A 20,049-nucleotide genomic window follows, 5' to 3' on the forward strand; every position below is an offset into this window, starting at 1 on the left:
TGAAACAAACGTATTATCACCATTCCCCCACAAACGCATAAATTTTAATGCCCGTTTACCTGCATAAAAAAAGGGCTCCGCCGAGCCCAACCTTTGTTAATTTTAAATCTAATACTATGAAAAACATGCTGCAAAGATAATAATATCTTTGGTATTTGCAAATATAATACCTAAAAAATATCCAGAATAACATTGATTAAGAAAAAGGGCGGAAATGTAAATACATCCCGCCCTTCTTTAACGATTAAATCAATGAATTATTCTTCATCCATCAAGATCTCCAGAATCTGGCAAGCAGCCTTGGCAACCGAAGTACCGGGGCTAAAGATAGCAAGGCATTAAATTAGGTAATTCGATCAATACCCCGGATTATTTTTAGCCTCTAACTTCGGATTACTCTGCAATTCGACCAAAGGAATGGGCAACAACTCATGTTTGCCGCTGACAAAGTTTTGGTAAGCAGGATAAGGTTTGTTTTCCTTTTTGTTCACCGAACTATTCTCACCGAAAAGTTTCAGAGCATCGGCCAACACCCCCCAGCGAATGAGGTCAAATTTACGCTGTCCTTCAAAAGATAATTCAAAGCCACGCTCCAAATAAAGAGCCGTGCGAAAACGTCCCTGTTCATCACCGTCAGTAATGAAAGGCAGATCATGTGTTTTTTTGCGGACAGCCATCAGTTGATCGTAGTTGGCCGATGTATAAGAAGTGGCTCCAGCACGTTGACGTACACTATTTAACAACATCCAAGCCTGTTCTGTCTTTCCCACTTCGTTGTAGGCTTCCGCTGCCATCAACACTACATCGGCATAGCGCAAGACACAATAGTTCACGTCACCATAGTTCATATTTTTGTTACGGCTTTCAGGAGCCATCCATTCTCTACGCCACTTACCTGGATACCAAGAACCGGCACCGCGTTCTTCCTTTACATGCTGCTTGTTTTTCCAAGCAAAACGATAAGTACAGATACTCACATCGCGACGCACATCGCCTTCCTCAAAAAAGTTCTTCCACTCAGGCACAGTAATAAAAAAACCGTTGGCTCTCCCCATATAGTTGGCTGATTCAGAAGAAGCAATCCCCGTAGGTTCGGCCACCAGCGGACCGTTGTAAATGCCCCATGCACCCCCGTTACGACTGCCTTGCTGGTGATAGAACGAAATTTCGAACAGACTCTCCTTACTATTAAGCACACCTTCAGAAAAGCCTTTGAAAAGAGCTTCATAACCACCTTCATAGAAGCCATGGTAACCATTTGCCTGAAAAGCATCCCACTCTGTAAGGGCTGCTTCAAAATACGTTTTACGGGTACTTTCATCGGGACACGACAGTTTTCCATCTAACTGTAAGCTATAGCCGGCACGTTGCAAATAAACACGCATCAGCAGAGCACGAGCGGCACCTTGCGTCACCCGTTCTGGACTGGACGAAGCCGTAGCCCAGTCCAGGTTATTCTTAGCAAAGTCCAAGTCAGCAATAATCTGATCGTAAATTTCCTCACGGCTCACTCGGGCACCGAATGCCTCATCGTAACTGGCCGAGTAGGAAGTCTTGAAAGGCACATCACCCCAACTCTTTACCAAATCGAAAGCTAGGAAGGCACGCAGGAAACGAGCTTCGGCATCGAGTGCTTTCAGTTTCTGACTGTCGGCATAGGCGGACATGTTCTCTATGCCGTCAATAGCCATATTAGCCCGGTCAATGCCCTGGTACTTCAACAGCCAAAGCATTCTGACCCATTCGTTGGTGGAATTTACTGTGTAGTGCACCATATCCTTAATCTGATTATCCGAACCAGTGCGGGCCAAATAATATGTATCGTCCGATGCCATGGATGCCATTTCGTACCAGCCATAGTGGCGATAGTCTGAAATAGAATTGTAGATACCCAAGACGGCCATTTCGGCCTTGGCCTCCGTACTGAAGAAGCCGTCCTTGTCATAACTCGAATTTGGGGTCTCTGTCAGCATATCCTCGCACGATGTGAACGAAACAGCCAGCAGAGCAAATGCTATATATAATAATGTGTATTTTTTCATTGCTATCATTTGTTTATTGAGGTTAGAATGCGATGTTTACACCGAAAATGAAAGAACGGCTACGTGGATAGGAACCGAAGTCCACACCGGGAGTCAGCGGGCTACGCATGTTGCTCACTTCGGGGTCGAAGCCTGTGTAGGGTGTCCATGTGAAGAGATTGTTGCCGGTGGCATACACACGCAGATTGCTCAGCTTTATTTTCTTTATCAACTGTTTGGGGAACGTATAGCCCAAAGTCACGTTGCTCAGGCGCAGGAAAGAGGCATCTTCCACTGCCCACGAATGAATGTATTTGTTACCCTCCTGATTGTCATGCCAGGAAGCAACACTCTTGCCCTGGTTCATAGCAGCCAGTTCGGCAGGGTCGGTCACCCGTTCGCCTCGGTCGTTGATGGTCATCCAGCGGTTGTGGCTGTTCATCACATTCAGGGCATTATAATTTTCGCGTCCCACCTTGCTTGTCACCAACTTAGTAGCATTCAGTACTTCATTGCCATAGCTGAAAGTGAAGAACACACTCAGGTCGAAACCCTTGTAGGTGAAGTTGTTGTTCAAACCGCCGTAGAACTTGGGCGAGGCATTGCCTATGACCGTCTTGTCGTTCTCGTCTATCACGTCGTTTCCGTCCATGTTGCGGAACTTCCAGTCGCCCGGCTGCACTGTGTTGCGGTTGCCATAGCATGCCACACCGTCCTTCAGGGTGTAGGTTTTGGTGGCGGGGTCGTAGTCGAAGTCGTCTACCTGATAGAGTCCATCGGTGATAAAGCCATAGAACTGGCCGATGGGTTCGCCCACAGCCAAGCGGTGAGTATTCTGATTGTAGCCGAACTTAGCCTCGAACAGCTGCAGCTCCTCACCGGTCAATGCCTCAACGGTGTTCTTGTTGTGCGAGAAGGTCAGCGTAGTATTCCACGAGAAGTCCTTCGTAACGATATTCTGCGTATTGACTGTCAGGTCGATACCCATATTCTTTGTCTCGCCGGCATTGACCATCATCGTTTCATAGCCCGACGACATGGGCAGACGGGTGCTCAGCAACAAGTCGCTACTACGGTTGATATAGAACTCGGGCGAAACGGTAATGCGCTGTTCCAAGAAACCGAAGTCGAAACCCATGTTGAACGTCTTGTTGGCCTCCCACTTCAGGTCTTTATTCGGAATGACACTCGAAGCATAACCCGGCACCAGAGCATCGCCCATGGCAGTAAGCACGGAACTGAACAGTGCCAGACTGTTATAGCTGCCTATGCGGTTGTTTCCTGCCAAACCGTAACCGATGCGGAACTTCAGGTCGGAGAAGATATTGAGCTTCTTAATGAATTCCTCCTCACCCAGACGCCAGGCGGCAGATACGGCAGGGAAAATGCCCCACTTGTTGTCGGCACTGAACTTGGACGAGCCGTCGGCACGCAGAGTAGCACTCAGCAGGTACTTGTCCTTATAGTCGTAGTTGACACGGGCGAAGAAAGAGAGCAGGTTATCATCATCGTTCAGATAAGAATCAGACGCCGAAGGTGTACCGATACCCATGTCATCCAACTGAAAGTCATCGGTAGGCAAATTACTAACCTCAGTATGAACATAACGTTCCCAACGATGCACATACTCCTGACCTAACTGAGCGGTCAGCTTATGCGCTTTCTGGAAACGGGTTTCGTAAGTCAGCACGTTCGAGGTCTGAAAACTGCCATCTTCCGTATTACGGATAGAGCCATAAGTACCGTTACGGCGTCCCATGATGGACTGGTCGCCATAAAACAGCTCGCGGCGTTGCGTACGGTAACGCATACCGGTGTTGTTGCGAAAAGTCAACCCCTTCATTATCTTGTAGGTCAATCCGCCATTAGCCTGTAGCGTGCGGATTTCGCGGTCGTCTTTTTCTTCAGCTGCGTTTATCAACGGATTCTGCATCACATTGCCGGCCTCATCGGTCAGCAGCGGGTCTTCACCCATCAGCAGTTCGTCGTCGCTGCCCTTAATGCCGATGGTAGGACGGTATTGCAGAATCTGTGCCATCTTGTTGAAGCGGGCATCCGTGTTGCTGCCGCCTTCGTTAGTACCGTTGCCTGCCACGCCTGCTCCGTAAATACTACGATAGTCGAAGTTGATGCGTGCAGTAACGCTGAGTTTGTCGTTCACCTTGCCGTTCACACCCAGAGTAATGTTGTGGCGCTCGCTGCCGCTGTATACCATGGCTCCCTCATCCTTGTTGTAGCTATAGGCCAGGTTGTACTTCACCGCTTCGCTGCCACCGTTCACGCCTACACGGTAGTTCTGCGTCAGCGTGGTGCGTCCCATGGTTTCGTCCAGCCAGTCAATGCCGGGACGGTTGCCATAGTTTTCGTGCAGTTCCAGGAAGCTGCCGTAGCGGTTCTGCCAGGCGGTCATGGTTTCTTCGGGGGTGGAGGTCAGCCCCACGGTGCGTTCATAGTCGGCCAGCACAAACTCTTCGGTACTCAGCACGTCGAGCTTGTTGGCAAGCTTGCGGAAGCCCACATAGGCGTCAAACGTCACCTGTCCTTTGCCCTCCATGCTCTTGCCACTCTTGGTCGTGATGAGTACCACACCGTTGGCACCCCGGGCACCGTAGATGGCGGTGGCAGAAGCGTCCTTCAGCACGTCGATGCTCTCAATGTCGGCGGGGTCGAGGCTGGACATACCGTCCTCTGTGGGGAAACCATCTATCACATAAAGAGGCTCATTGCTCTGAGTAATGGAGATACCGCCACGCACACGAATGGAAGCCTCTGCACCCGGCTGACCGTCGGTCTGTACAATCTGCACACCCGCCATGCGTCCGGCCAATGCCTGTGTGGCATCCGAAGTGGGCACTTTCATTAGATCCTCACTCTTGATAGAGGCTACGGAACCGGTCAGGTCCTTGCGCTTCACGGTAGCATAGCCCACAACAACTACTTCTTCAAGCAGCTGGTTGTCAGCCTCCAGCGTCACATCAATCTTACTACGTCCCTTCACGGGCACTTCTATGGTTTTCATACCGATGTAAGAAAACACCAATACGTCTTTCTTGGCATCATTGACGGTTATGGTGTAGTTTCCGTTCATATCGGTGATGGTGCCCACGCCCGCCGCACCTTTGAGGCTGACGTTTCCGCCTATCACTTCCAGATTTTCATTGTCCATCACTCTACCGGTGACGGTCAGGCTTTGCGCACGAAGGCCGGTGATGCCTACCACCAACAGCAAAGCTAAGATAAGATTTCTCATTGTTGTTTAAATATTAATAGAATTTTAAATGAATTATTTCCATGCTGACATTCAAAAAAGATTAAAGAAAAGCCCGACAAACGCCCTCTATTTCTTTTGAATGCTTTTATAAATATGCTTTGTTTAATATTGTTCGGCACCAGCAAGATTGTAATACAGTCTATCTTTCTGCCCATCCACCTCAACTTCTACTACGATGCGGCCATCACCAGCTTCAGCAAGTGAAGCATGAATGGTTGTGTTATCCGCCTGCTTGCGCGGGCAGATAACGGTGACATAACGAACAGGGTTTTCATCGTTCTTCTTTACATTGAAAGAGAATGCCGGACGGCGAATGCGTTCGCGATAAGCCACAGAGTACCATCCTTCCTCCTCTACCATCTCCATCGGATGAGCCGAGAAGCACTGCAACCGCACGTTGCTCTCACCATCGTAGTGGGTAGTCAGGCGGTTTTGTTCGCGACTGACCTCCACTGCCCCGTCGCACAACTGATAGTGCAGGTTTACCGTACCTGTTGCCGGACCGATAGCCTCGTCCACCAACACGAAGTAACTGCCTCTGACAAAGAACACCGAACGTCGGTGAAGCAAACCGGAATATCCTGGATTCTCTGTTACCAATATCCGAGTATCACCCTCCGCCTTCCACAGGCGGGTGACAGATTGGGTTGTCTCCAGATTGCGGTTGTCGAGCGTCAGCGTGTTGTGTACAGCAGTCTGCCGAAACCAGTTACGCTGTTTCCACACTTCCTCATCGCCTCCGAACACATAGCAGCCCGAGTCGGGAAAGAGGTTCTTTCCGCCCGACCACAATTCAAAGGTACCGTTGTCCGGCTGACAATGCCATTCTCCCTTCGGACCAGCCTTGAGCACCATCACCGTAGCATCTTCCTTCCACCCGTTGCGTAAAGTGAAGAAACCAGTGACAGGCGAAGCATACGACAGATGAATGGGACACCGCCCTTCCTTGCCCTGCGTAGCAAAGTAGCGCAACTGCTCATCATCAGGGAACTGGGCAGACCATCTCTTAAAACTCTTGACAAAACTGTAGGGAGCCGACCGCCTTCCGTCGCTAAAACAGGGAACAGTATAGTCGGGAAACAGGGTGTTCAGGTAGAAGTGCATCATCTGGTGAATGGTCTCAACATATGAGTCGGGAAAATCCTCACGAAAGCCATTAGCATCGGCCATGGATAGTGCCTGGCTAAATATGTCAATAGCCGCAGCATGGTATCCCAAATCAAGTTCATACTGTCCACCGTCGGCATAGACCTGCTTCCTGATTTCACGGTTCAGAACATCTATGCCACTCTGACGCCACCGGGAGGCTTCGGCAAATTCGGGAAAGAAGATACCTGCATTGAGCACGTACTGGGCCTCGAACAACAAATGATTGCCCTCGGCAGAATAGTTTTCCTGAACGTGCACGGCATGCTTGTGATAGTTCACCAAAAACTCCGTAAGGAATGCAGGCGTGAAATACCGGGAAGGAAGGAACAGCAAGAACTGATCTATCTGGTCTTTCAAGCGAATACCCGTCTCCAGCGGACGCCAAGCAAAACGCACGTTTTCGACTTCGCCCTTCACACTGTCCACATCGGCCAGCTCATACAAATCGGGATTTATCTTCACCAACGGGTTCTTACGAATCCAGTCCACGTACTGCAATACCCATTCGCGAGCATACTTCTCATCACCCGTCACCCGGTAAGCCTTACCCATGGGAATGAACCATTTATGACGATGAAGCTGCCAGCGCAATTCGTTGTCGCGCACCGGCCAGTATTTCCAATCAATATCCTTGCCGTAGTTGAAGGACGGTTGATAACCGGTATGCACAAAGAATGTGTGCTCCAGGGCCTCATCAGCCCACTTCCGCTCGGTGGGACTGAGAGTCACTTTATTCAAATCCAAAGCCGGATAAACCACACCAGCACGTTGCCGAAAATAGTCCAACAGAGCTTGAGCGGCTTTCTTCCAGTTTCCGCGACCGTAAGCTTCCTTCACCTGCTCCAACCCCGGATAATCCAAGTTGAGCAGTGCAAAAGCTTCCTTGTTCAACGACTGAGCCTGAAGAACCATAAAGGTTAACGGCAAAGCAAGCAGTAAAGCATATATACGTTTCATTAATTTAAAGTTACAATAATTACTATCATTTATTTATAAGTTCATCACATTATTTCATCCGTGTCATTTGTTTCATCCCCCATCACCTGTTCCGTGTCATGACAGGCGTTTTGTCTACCGCTTCCTGCACCTGCCACACACCGTCGATTTCATCGTAGAGTACGGAAGAAGAGGCATAGCGACGCATGTAAGGTGTGCCACCAATCTGCGGATTGTCTGCCCCCAGGCTGAACACCACGGGAACGGCATCGTGAGTCACCTCCAGCGCGGCCGGTTGCGAGGCATCGAGCACGGCGCGTATGTTCCAGTCGCCCACCTCAAAGATGTGATTGCCAGTGCTGCGCAACAAAGGTATATCGGCGCCCGTATGCCCCACCCGAACGACAGCCAGAAAACGCGCTGCACTACTGCCTTCCACCGTAGCAGTGAGGTGCCACTGATTGGGCGTAGCGGTCGTAATCTGTGCGGGCGGCACTCGGAACCGGTCCGTCTGACTCAAACTGAACGGCTCTCCACAAAACAACTGCGTCACCGCCACATAACTGCCATCGGCTCCAGCTGTAGTGAGCATCTGTTGTTCTTCGTCGATGCTGAAACGCACCGGGCTATGCAACAACCACTCCCAACGCACAGGCTCGGAAGCCTCCAACTCATCGTAAACAAGCAATATGTCTGGATGCAACATCAATACATGCCTCCGATAGCAATTCAACGGAGTGTCACCGAAACCATTTTCCGGTGTCTGGCTAATACCAGCCTGCTCGAAAGCAGAGACCCACATGGGGTCATCGGACACGCCACAATAAGCATGTGAAGCATCGCCCAAGCAATAACTGATATGACTGCCTCCCAAGGCACGGACTACGCTGCCATATCCTTTCGTGGAATAGGGCTGTCCTATACCATTGACCAACAGCGTATTGTGCGCACGGCTATGACGATAGGACATCAGGTTGTGGGCATCGCTGAAATTCTGATAATAACCAGTACTGCGATAAACGGGCTGCCCCTCATAGAGCAGATTGAACGCATTCTGGCTGGCCGTTGTATGACTACCCGAACCGAATGTGCTGGAACGGAACGACAAAGCCAAATCATCATCCGTACTCCCCGGATGACTGTGCATGGCCACTTCGCCCGTATCCTCATACCACAACATTTTGGACGCATCGGCGGGGAAAACCGTATCGTAAGTGCGGTCGGCACACATGCGGTAAAGGCGCAGCTCATAGTCCTGAGCCACCAGGTCGGCACACTCGGCGGCATACCAGCCCGCATAAGCATCGCCAGTTTCGCGAGCCAAATAATCGGCAAAGGCAGCTGTTAGCCGGTTAGGGGTGTCGCCCTGCTCGCTGGCATCGCCAAAACCATTGCTGGCCGAATGAGGCGGGAAGCTATAAACCAAGGCCTGGCCGGAAGCACGATACCAAGGATGTTGCAGGAAGTCGAAACGAGCCACATAGGAAAGCAAAGCCGGCATATAAGCCAGTGTATGAACATTGGCCGGGAAATAGCCCGTTCCGTTGTGCCACAGACCATCAAGATTGAAACCACCGGCCGGAGCACGGGCCGTCCACAGCTCATAATAGTATTCCAGCATAGGTAACACTTCACTGCCATAAACCGGATGGTCGTAAAGCAAGAAGGCTATCTGGAAGTAAGTACGCATGTTCTGCTGCCAAAAATGATTGTCAAATATATGATTTTCCTGATAACCCAAGTTTTCTTTATAATAACGGCGCAAGACACGCATCAGCAACTCTTCGGCTGCCGAACGTTCTGCCGGGTCAAGTCTGTCGTGAAGCAAGTCGTAAGCCAAAAGGCAACATATAGCCACATCGGACGAGGTGAAATTGTCGGCAAACAATTGCCCGTCGGATGGAGAAGCCATGCAAAATGCCTCCAACATTTCGTGCAGCTTGTCCGCATAGCACGACTGGAGCGTGAGGTAGGCTGCCTGATAGAGCCAAAAAGCCTGTGCCTTCAAGACAGATGCCTGGGAACAAAGATCGCCCAAAGCCTGATAATTAGTGTCTAAAGCTGTTGCCGCGCGTGTCAACAATGCCTTATATTCGGAATGGGAAGCCACTTTACGACGCGCCTCGTCAATACGAGGAGCCAGAAAACAATATAGACGCGGATAATCACGCGGCGCGTTGCAAACAAAATCGGCAAAGGAAGGGGTGACAAACACAGCTTCGTCACCTGTTACCTCGAAAGCGATGGCCTCACTCCATTCACTTGCGACTGTCCCATCGGCGGCACAAGAGCGAAAGCGCCAGTACCATGTGCCCGCCTTTAGAACGCGGTGGGGATTGAAGAAGCATCCCGTCTGCAAAGTGGAAACAAGGGTCTCAGACGTATTGAACGATGCGCTAGACGAAAGGGCAAACTCCAGCATCTCGCCCGTCTTCTGGCTTTGGGGCACTATGAGGGGAGCCGGGTTAATCATCAGCTCGTTATCGGCCTTCGGATAAGGCTGTGTGCGTATCTTGTCGCGATAGGCATCAGGAACCTCGACAGCGGGTACTTCCTGTGGTTCGTCGGTCGGAGGAAGCGAATCAGACGTACAAGCGGCCAAAGAGAAAAGAAGGGCTATGAGGAAGACATGTTTCATGATAATACTATAAGAAAAAATGTACCCAATCACTACAGAGATTACACGAATTAACACAGATTATCCAATCGAAGTTCCGTTATTATAAACAAGCATCTGTAAAAATCCGTATAATTCTGTAGTGAATGGAAATACTGGAATATAGAGAAATAGAATGGTTCAGGTCAGGAATTGCGGCTATCCGAGCGGACTTCCGCCCTCCTCTTCGCTTCCGCCACTGCCGGTTCCGCCTGTTGCGCTTTTTTCTTCGCCATTCCAACGCGTCCAACGCACGCTGGCGGGAGCCAGGTTACGCGTCACAGCACGGCCCTGCGTATAATGGGTTTCGGGGGTAAAACGGATGCGAGTCAATTCGATGTCCTCGGCGGTCACCTTGTCGGGCGTGTCCTGCCCGCCCTTGCGTGCGGCAATGGTGTAGCGGAAGAAACCGATGTCCTGCAGATGGACGCTGCGACCGGCGTTCATGCCACGCGCCATGACACTGGGCAGCACCGACAGCACAGCCAGCACGTCGGCCTTGTGTACGGTAGACATTTCCATGATTTGTTCCACCAGTTCATCCGTCTCCATAGGACGGTCGGTAATAACGGCGTAAGGATAGTACTTGCCGTTGGATTTCAATTGTTTGGGTTTGAAATATGCCATAGTCTTTCAGATTTTCACCTCTTGCAGAAGAGGCAGTTAAACATTTGGTTTTCTGTGTCATTCTATAGTAATCGACGACACGGCGACCCGTAGGGTACGACACGGCGGCCCGCTGTACACCAGACGGCGACCCGTTAGGCGCCAGACGGCGGTCCGTAGGATACAAGACGCCGTGTCGTCGGCAAGACTTCGAGGGGGGGGAGTTATTCGAAGATGGTCAGCATCGGGCGGATAAAGCCTCTGGTGCTATAGGCTGCATCGGCCTGGCCAGCCTGACACGTATATGCTGAAGCCTCGGCTGCTGCATCATTGCCATTTCCAATGGTAAATACAGAGAATTTAAGACCCGAGTTGATGGTACTCGACAACAGATACCATCCGTTTGAAGCAACGGCTGCATCACTGCCAGGATTGGTCAAGAAGCTTTGTGGAGTCACGATTTTGGCAAGTTCGGCATCGGCCTCTTCACCAAAGATTTTTCCAGTCAACACCTCCAGCTGCTTATAGGTTGGGATATACCAGGAACTGATGTTAGCACCTGCAACGGGGTTGCTCGCCAGCCATTCATTGTATTTGGTATAAACACCACCTGTAAAGTCCTTGCAAACGCCTGTGGCGGAATTCAGCAGATAATCCGTGGCAGTGAAACCTTGGAAAGTAGTGGCCGACGCGGTCAGAGTCGGAAATGCTTCTGCATCGGAGGCCGTCAGATTCATGCGAGGCGTTGCATTGCCCAATGCCACTGCATAAGCCTTGATAGTCTTGGTCGCATAGCTTTCGCCATAGCTGGCAGAAGTATCATCGGTACCTGATATTGCCATGGAGAACACCACAGCCACAGCATCTGTTGCCTCAGCCACCACTTCGCCCTGAGCATTGATATAGGCGCCGACCTTCAGTTCGCCTGCCGGCTGGGGTTCTTCGGGGTCAGTTTCTTCACCCTCGAAGGCATCATCTATCACAACTTCCACCTTAATTTTGTCATCGCCTGGTTCTTCACTCAGCTTCAGGCTGACACTAGTGTTACTTTGAAGGCTCTTCATTTGGTCAGAAGTAAGCTGGATACTCTTGGTAGAGGTTCCGTCTTCATTGCTGAAAGTGATAGTAGAAGTACGGTCTTCTTCGGCTACAGTAGCCAGCACATAGCAATAGAAAGCGAACTCACCATCAGTCAACACAGGCACGTAGCTATCGACAGTAGCCTGAAGCTGTCCCTTTGTAGTAGCCTTTCCCGTAGCAACGTTGAATCCGGCTCCTGCATAGAGATTAGGATTGATGCGAGTAAGACCCGTCAGGCCCAATGCTTCCACGTCAGCAGTCTTCACGGCAATGCGAGTGAAGGGACGCTTCAAGGTAACGCTACCTGACAAATCGCCGGTTTCCACGGCTGCGCAGAAGGCATCGGCGGCAGGATTGTTAAACAAGTCGTTGGTTTTGTTCAAACGATAGGTAATGTTGGTCAAAGCATCGGCCTTATAGATGGTGGTCGAAGTAGACGTATAGTCGTCACCGGCCACATAGTCGGCCCAGAACAGATATTGGGCAGCATCGGCATTCTTTTCAAACTCAAAGGTAGCCTTTCCGGCGGTCACGGGCTGCACCATGCGGGTGCCTTCGATGACTGTCCCTTCGCTGTCCACTGCTTCCATGATGCAACGCATCACATATCCCTGTACATCAGCCACTGCACGCGTATCGGGTGTGGCACCGCTTACATTCACTGAGAGAACGACTTTACCGCCGTTGGTTTCATTGCTGGAAATGATTTCCTCCTGACTGCACGCTGCCATAAAGAGCAGGGTGAACACAGCCATCACTGAATAGAAAAAGTTCTTTTTCATGGTTACTTAAAAGTTTTATTTGTATATAAATATAGTTACTTAATTATGCTTGTTTTCATTTAAATGACCTCTACCTCCATGTCTATCTCGTCGTCGAAGTCGGGATCAATGCCCACACCATCCTCAGCCAGGGCTGGATCGGCCGTAAGGAAGTTGTCACGAACGGTGGTAAGCATGCCTGGAGTACAGCGTAGGCGTATGATGGAGCGTGCCACGGTCTTGTTCTGACCATCCACCACTTCCACCTCTACGGGCACAACGGTGTCGGCCTCGTTGCACAGTACATAATCAAAGCCTATCTCAAAGTCCTTGACAGATGTTTCGGGCAGGGTAAACTCCTTACTATAGCTCATGTAAAGCAGAGAATTGCGCAACTGCCCGGTAAGCACATCAAAACCCATAGGTAAATAATCGCTGTACTTCACACGCACGGTGAACTTGTTGCCACTTACTTCGCCTGCTGAAACCTTGTCTATCAGCTTGTCGAGGTCGGTAGCCAGCAGGCGATAGCGTGCCACAGGACGGCTGAGTGTCAATTCAAGAGGCACCTGCACGTTCCAGTCGTTGCGATAACTGCTCAAGTCCACTTCCTGCATGGCATAAAAGGCGTCTTTCCAGTCGGTGTTGCCTTGGTAGCGTCCATTGCCGATGACAGGAGTCAGGGTAGTGGTATCGTAGAACCAGTCAGCCCTCTGGTCAGCCTGCACATAGTCGGCCCAAACAGCCAGTCGGTAAGGGCGTGCGTGAAGTTTCAGGGATACGGGCACAGTGAGCAGGGTACGTCCGTCCACTACTTCTTCGTAAACAACCTGCCGTACGGAAGTGGCGTCGCTCAGATAGGCATCCACAATAAAACGGTGCAAGTAGGCAGCATCGCCCTCTGCGCGGGTAGAGAAAGCTTTCGACGCGGCATCGGAAACAGTTAGACGGAGTGACAACTGTGCCTTAACCGTCACCTCTGTAGGGTCTACCCCCCACTCTCCTGTAGCTGTCATTTCGGGTTCTTCGTGCAACTGGCAAGAGGCCAACAAGAAGGTGCAACTGCCCAAGAGGCTGAAAATATGTTTGAATATCTTTTTCATTGTCTTCATATATTTAAGATTAAAGGCGATAGACCAGCGAAAGTCCCAAACGGGTCAGTCCCCAATAGTGACGGATGCGGGTATTAATCAATGCGCCGTTCTCTATATTATAATAGGTATTGTATTTCAGGTTGGCATACCCCACACCTACATTGAACTCGGCTCCCCAGTGTTGCCCCAAGGGTAGTTTGTAACCATAGCTCAGTCCGGCTCCCAATAGTGGACGACCGACGTCCTGATAGCGATTGTCTTCCCACTTAAAGTTGAACCAGGCAGTATGGGCGTGCAACCCAAAGAAGTGTCCCCGTCCGACCTCGCTTCCTGTCCACCAGCGCAACTCGGGCTGCAAGGCAACGACGCGAAGGGCATGTTCACGCTGCGCATCCCACAGACTCCACATCACAGGCAAGTCGAGAGTCATCTTGCGGTGTAGCTGCACTTCGTAAGCCAAGTTGAGCACACCGATGGCATCGAAAGCCACGTTCGTTTTCAGAGCATGATATCGATTACCCGTAACGGGCACAGCTGTCTTCTTTGCTTTCTCAACGACAGGATTCTTACCAGCAGACTTCTTTCCGGCAGACTGTTTCACCAAAGTGTTTTTCTGCTTGTGGGCAACAGGCTTGGACGTCGGTTTGCCCGAAGGTTTCCACACTGCCGTTTCTTCGGGCTCGGCCGAAGTCTGTATCAGAGGCTTCACAGGAACCTGTGCCCCAACAGTCAGCGCGGCAGCCAAGCAAAAAGCCGACAGAAGAATACGTAATATGAATGTTTTCATGATGAATCAGTTTATGAATAAGTGGTACAATTCAGATTTCCAACTCGGGAACTTTGTCGCGCATGGTAGTGACGTAGCCATTCTCATCTACGATGGTTTCCTGCCCCTTGTAGGTAATGCTCACCTTGTCCTTGGTACTACGTATGAAAAACGAAGGTGCGCCTTCGGCCTTGAGGTTAACACTGATAAGCCAACCACCGGCCTTAATACGGCCGTCCTCCAGAATTTCGGGTGCCTTGGCAGGATACTTCACAGCATGAGTGTTAATAATGGTGCCAAAACGATAGACTTTGGCTTTCTCCGACTTGGCCGTAAAATGATAATGGTTAGGATACTTTTTAAAGTTACCTTTATCATCGGCACGCAACCAGTTATGGGCTGGTACAAAGAATTGGCTGGTAGTATCGGTCTGCAAAGCACCTGTAGAGAAAATGTAAGCATCTGAAGCTCCCCCTCGTCCCGAGAGACCCTGTACATGAATATAACGTTTATCTGTTTTATCCACGCTCATTGGTTGAGTCACCGTATGCAACATAAAGGTATAATCAGCCGGTTCGGATGCTTCCAACTCATCGTAAATAAAAATATAACCAGTATTACCCAAGTTAACGATGTGGCGACGAAATTTCGTAAGAGGCACATCATCCCAACCATTCTCCGGTGTATAATGTACATCACTCTGCTCACCACGTTTCAACCACAGTGGAGAAATTACCTTACCATAAGCATTGGATGCATCACCCAGCACATAGCCTATTTTCTCTCCTACATAATAGCGGGGAATCCATCCATAACCTTCCACACCTATGCGTTGCCCCATGCCATTGACAAGAATTGTATTGTGGGCACGAGTAGCACGATGACAAAGCATGCTATGCACATCAGTAAATTCGATGTGGTGGCCACTACTGTAGAAAATGGACTTACCTCCGAAGAAGGTATTGAAAGCATTCTGGTTGGCCAAAGCATGGGAGGTCGAACCATAAGGGCTACTTCGGAAACTCCACATGGCGTTGCTGCCCACACGATCCCAGTTGGTCTGGAAAGAAGCGAGTCCCGTTTCAGGAAAAACATATCCCCAAGGCAAAGCTGTCAGACCGGGACCCTCGGGCAAAGGTTTATCACACTGTAGACGGAACCAGGCCAAATCACCAGGCTTAGCCAGCAAAGCCTTCTTCAAGTAAAGGGGGTCAACTTTAAGGGTACGGCGTACAAAGTCGGCTGCATAAGTATTGCCAGTAAGACGGGCCAAAGCATCCAAATAACCGATACGTATGCTATTAGGACGTGCAACATTCTGATGTGAACTACCATTACCACCCGATTTGGAAAAAGGAGGCTGCTGGAAGATGGTATACATTACATTATTGGTATACCATGGATCACTGAAGAAATCAAAACCTGTAAGTTTTGTATAATAATAAGGCACTTCAATAAGAGTACGCGTATTAACCGTGAAATAGGAATCACCATTGTGCCAACCTCCATCTTTGTTCAAACCAGGAAAGCGTGCCAACCATACGTTATAACAGTAGTCAGTCCATGTATCGGCCTCGGGCAAGTCACCATAAGTGGCAAAAGCAGCCATGGTTAAAATACGAAGTGTCATTTGCCAGATATGATTCTCGGCAATATGATTCTCCATATAGTTATTGAAATGATTATACATGCCGTTGCCCTTCTCTCGGATGTCATCCAACAATTCTTTCTTCTGAGCAGAAGTCAGCAAGTCGTAGAAAGAATCGTAGGCCATAGAACAGAGTGATAGAAGGGTGGCATCGTTAAAATCGCCCTTCACGTTCGCGTTCTTATTCCAATCGGACATGATCATCACCCGACGGATAGCTTCATCGGCATACTTACGGTCTTTGGTCAGAAGATAAGCACGTATCAAGGCTTCGGTGTTTCCTTCTTCGGCATCGATAATGCGGCGGCTTTCACGAGTGAGGTATGAATTGATCTGCATCTGGTTGGTAAGGTTCTTCACCTGACTGGTATTGATGTCCTTCACATCCTTCATGGGTGTGATCAACACTTTATCAGCACGTTCCAGATACCAGGCTCTTTCTACCTTACCCAGACTTTCTTTTCTGAACTTGTCCCATTCATCCTTAATAATCCAAACGCGAGGATGCGACAGGGGCACACACGCCAATACTTCTTTCAATGAAGGCGGGCAGAAACGATGTCCGTTGTCTTTTACCTCTACCTGTAAAGTCTCGCTCCACTGTGGTTGACCGTCCTTGACATAGGCATACTGCCAGTACCACGTACCAGGCGACAACGGTTTCTCTGGGTTGTAGAAAGGCCAGCGGGTATCTGCCTGAAAACAACCTTTTTTAAATGTACTATCTTGGGCATAACGTATCTTGTAAGCCAACTTACTCTTATCTATCTTTTTGACCAAATGTTCAAAACCGTCCATGGGAGCACCATCAGACTGGGCTTCGGCCAGCAACGGCCACTGAAAAGACACGAAGCGATCGTCGACCATCGCACCATTGAGCGGCGAAGGGGTAACACGCGATTCGTGCATCATACTTTGCTCCGTCAACCGGATGTTAGCCGGAGCTTTCTGAGCGCAGACCGGATTGATGGCTGCAGCAGAAAACAGAGAAATGAGAATCAAATTCTTCATGGTATGTATGTTTATTTAAATAATTCGCCTCATCGGATTTTCTGTTGGCAAATATCCGTATTTGCCCGAAAAAGATGTATCGTTTTTGTATATTCTTCCTTTCAATTTTGGCGATTTCTGTTTCATTTTTGTATATCAAGCTTTCAATTCTGTACAAGCATTTATTCAATCACCTGGGAATGAAACGCATAGGAGAATAGGGACCCGGCGTAGGATGTTGCTTCATCCACTCTAACAGCAGAACACGATGCTGCTTCAACAGCTCTGTATATCGACGTTCCACAGCTAAATTGCGCATCTCTCCCCGATCGCATGTCATGTCGTAAAGCAATTCGCGGTTCTTCCCGGCTTCATACAATACATATTTGTAACGGGGTGTACGTACCATCCAGCCACACGTACCACCGGTCTGGGCAAACAAGGTTTCCGTCACCACATAGGAACGATGACTGAGGGCTGTGTCTCCACTTTCTGTCAACGCACGGAAACTGACTCCCTGTGCGCCGTCGGGCAACTTGGTTCCCGACCAATCGCAAAGGCTGGGCATCAGGTCCACACCATTATTAATAAGCTGAGGCATCACGGTTCCAGCATGCTTTGTACCGGGCAGACAGACAATGAAAGGCACGTTAACCACTTCTTCGTAAAGAGCCGTTTTCTGATTCCACTGGTGAGCAGAAGCTCCATCTCCATGGTCGGAGGTAAAAATAATGAGGGTATTTTTCCACAGGTTCTGTCGCTCTATCTCGTCCACAATTTTACCGATTTCGACATCCACATGTTCTATCAACCGATAGTAGGCATTGAGATAACATCGCCAGTCATCGGGAGTATAGTGTCGGGTCGGATACAGACGATAGCTCTGCTCACGCTCGTAGCTCAGCACATCTGCATCATAAGGGGCTATAGGAAAGTTAGCAGGCAGGTTAGGGCAGTCGTCCAGCTGGAATTCTTCAAGGTTGGCAAACGGGGTATTCTGACAACGGGCATACTCACAAATGTTATGCGGATTGTCGAACGAAGCCACAAGGAAGAACGGTCTGGTGTGTTTTCGTTGCAGAAAACTTACCGCTGACTCGGCAAGTCCGTTATCGTTATGACCATGCAGATTCTCAAAACCGAAAGCATGCGCGGCAGGCAGAGAATTAGTATTGACGTGCCACTTGCCCGCATAGGCTGTTTCATAGCCTGCCTGCTTCAACAATGTGCCCAGTGTACGGCTGCGCAGGGAGTCGGGCATGGGTGTCTCGTTCTCGGCCATACCTATTTCGGCAGGCGTATGACCGGTAAACATAGATGCCCGCGACGGACCACTCAATGGTAACGAACAGTAAGCGTTGGTGAAACGCAAACCGTGTGCAGCAAGACGATCCATGTTTGGCGTATGCAAATCAACGTTTCCAGCACAACTCATAGCCGTAGCTGTTTGCTGATCGGTCATAATGTAGATAATATTGGGACGCTGCTGTGCCCAAAGGGAAGCTGGAAACATCAGCCCGGCTACCCAAGCAATTTTCAAAGGTTTCATACTGATTAAGACTGTTTTCAGGGATTATCGGGAGTTAACTGAATACTATTAATGGTTAACAATCCTCCCAACGAAACGAAACAGAATGACAAATTCCTTAAACTTCTTATAATCTCTCATTCGTCATTCCTTATTCTCAGGTACTTGAGCAATGCCTCCAAATAATAATAATCGGCATAGTTCAATGGCACGTCAATCTCGGAGCCATGAGGTAGAGAGCCAGTAGAATGCTTCAGTATGAAACCGGCATTATTTCCTTTAACGGCCAGATAGTCCTTGCCTGACAGACTTTTGAGTATCTTTTCAGCATGAATGAAGTATTTGGAACTATCGGGAACCAAGGTACTCAAATCGAGGAAAGCAGAAGCTATGACAGCAGCAGCCGAGGCATCGCGCGGCGTATTGGACATAGCAGGCGCATCAAAATCCCAGTAAGGAATGGCATCGGAGGTTGTGGTACGTCGTATAATCATATCGGCCACTTGGACAGCCTGTTGCAAAAAAGCGGTATCCTTCGTTTCTTTATAACATAAGGTATAACCATAGACTGCCCACCCCTGTCCGCGCGACCAAGCCGACTCATCGTTCTTACCCTGAAACGTCTGTTTACGTTCCACGGTACCATCGGCATTGTAACTCACTACGTGATAACAGGTATGGTCGGGACGGAAGTGATTAGCCATGGTTGTACGGGCATGGCGGACGGCGATGTCTGCATATTTCGGGTCACCTGTCAGTTTACTTACATTAAAAAGCAATTCCAAGTTCATCATATTGTCAATGATGACAGGAAAATGCCACGTGCCAAAATCCCAAGAGCGAATACATCCGATGATGGAATCAAAACGACTACATAAATTATTTGCTGTCTCCACCAACAATGGCTTGATAGTATCGTTCGGTGCCAGACGCAACGCGTTGCCATAACTGCAATTGACCATAAAACCAACATCGTGTGTACCTTTCATATAACGCACATTGTTTAATTTATTGGTGAAGCGAATAGCCTGCATCTTCAAAGAATCATTACCTGTCAACTCGTAAGCATACCACAATGTACCAGGAAAGAAACCGCTGGTCCAATCGGAGATAGTACAAAGCCTCCTTTTGCCTAACAGCTCTTTTGCCGGATTAGGGTGGATAGAATCAATGTTCACTTTGTGTTCCAACTGTTCTTCCAGAAACGGTAACTCGTAACCCGCCCATGCAGTACGCGGCATCTTCGTAGAATCGGCCAATTCGCTAGCAGTAGATAATAACTGATAAACAGCTACCTCTTCCACACTGTCTATCCATGTTCCAGCGGTAGTAGAAGTCTGATAACGACAAGCTGTCAATCCAAAAAACAAAGCGGCTCCTGCAAACAAAACTTTTTTCTTCATGTTCATGGTCTTTAGAATTCATATTATTAACAAACAACGCCGGACAACTCTTTCTATCGTCCGACGTTGCAAAGATAAAGCGTGTCATATACATACGCTTTCAAAATACGCTTTCTCTATTTTTGTCCTGTTGAAAATAC

Annotated in this window: 11 protein-coding genes; all 11 read right to left on the minus strand. The window is 49.2% G+C overall.

Annotation, left to right across the window (positions count from 1 at the left end; all coding sequences use genetic code 11):
- Window positions 1-356 precede the first annotated feature (356 nt).
- Window positions 357-2,042, minus strand: a complete 1,686-nt coding sequence (locus QVP67_RS08940; RefSeq protein ID WP_022163222.1) for a RagB/SusD family nutrient uptake outer membrane protein — start codon at window positions 2,040-2,042, stop codon at window positions 357-359.
- A 22-nt stretch (window positions 2,043-2,064) separates the two neighbouring features.
- Complete coding sequence (locus tag QVP67_RS08945; RefSeq protein ID WP_022163223.1) at window positions 2,065-5,271, minus strand: SusC/RagA family TonB-linked outer membrane protein; 3,207 nt, start codon at window positions 5,269-5,271, stop codon at window positions 2,065-2,067.
- Between the two features lie 123 nt (window positions 5,272-5,394).
- Window positions 5,395-7,398 carry a heparin-sulfate lyase HepC gene (gene hepC, locus QVP67_RS08950; protein WP_022163224.1) on the minus strand — a complete coding sequence of 668 codons (2,004 nt, stop codon included), beginning with the start codon at window positions 7,396-7,398 and terminating at the stop codon, window positions 5,395-5,397.
- An 82-nt stretch (window positions 7,399-7,480) separates the two neighbouring features.
- Window positions 7,481-10,015 (minus strand): DUF4962 domain-containing protein, encoded by a 2,535-nt coding sequence (locus QVP67_RS08955; RefSeq protein WP_288180061.1) that lies wholly within the window; start codon window positions 10,013-10,015, stop codon window positions 7,481-7,483.
- 177 nt (window positions 10,016-10,192) lie between these two features.
- Entirely contained in the window at window positions 10,193-10,660 is a 468-nt protein-coding gene (locus tag QVP67_RS08960) for an HU family DNA-binding protein (protein WP_022163226.1), read from the minus strand.
- Window positions 10,661-10,863: 203 nt separating this feature from the next.
- On the minus strand, window positions 10,864-12,501 hold the full coding sequence (locus tag QVP67_RS08965; protein WP_022163227.1) for a DUF6562 domain-containing protein: 1,638 nt from the start codon (window positions 12,499-12,501) through the stop codon (window positions 10,864-10,866).
- Window positions 12,502-12,560: 59 nt separating this feature from the next.
- Window positions 12,561-13,592, minus strand: coding sequence for a DUF6562 domain-containing protein (locus QVP67_RS08970; protein WP_288180062.1), 1,032 nt, complete (start codon window positions 13,590-13,592; stop codon window positions 12,561-12,563).
- 10 nt (window positions 13,593-13,602) lie between these two features.
- Entirely contained in the window at window positions 13,603-14,361 is a 759-nt protein-coding gene (locus QVP67_RS08975; protein WP_022163229.1) for a DUF3575 domain-containing protein, read from the minus strand.
- 31 nt (window positions 14,362-14,392) lie between these two features.
- Window positions 14,393-16,999: a DUF4962 domain-containing protein gene (locus tag QVP67_RS08980; protein WP_022163230.1), complete on the minus strand. Its 2,607-nt coding sequence runs from the start codon at window positions 16,997-16,999 to the stop codon at window positions 14,393-14,395.
- A 169-nt stretch (window positions 17,000-17,168) separates the two neighbouring features.
- Window positions 17,169-18,527, minus strand: a complete 1,359-nt coding sequence (locus QVP67_RS08985) for a sulfatase family protein (protein WP_022163231.1) — start codon at window positions 18,525-18,527, stop codon at window positions 17,169-17,171.
- Window positions 18,528-18,643: 116 nt separating this feature from the next.
- Window positions 18,644-19,909 (minus strand): DUF4995 domain-containing protein, encoded by a 1,266-nt coding sequence (locus tag QVP67_RS08990; protein WP_022163232.1) that lies wholly within the window; start codon window positions 19,907-19,909, stop codon window positions 18,644-18,646.
- Window positions 19,910-20,049: the final 140 nt, after the last annotated feature.

The organism is Bacteroides sp. CAG:633 (genome assembly GCF_000435115.1).
In the GTDB taxonomy this organism is placed as follows: domain Bacteria; phylum Bacteroidota; class Bacteroidia; order Bacteroidales; family Bacteroidaceae; genus Bacteroides; species Bacteroides ndongoniae.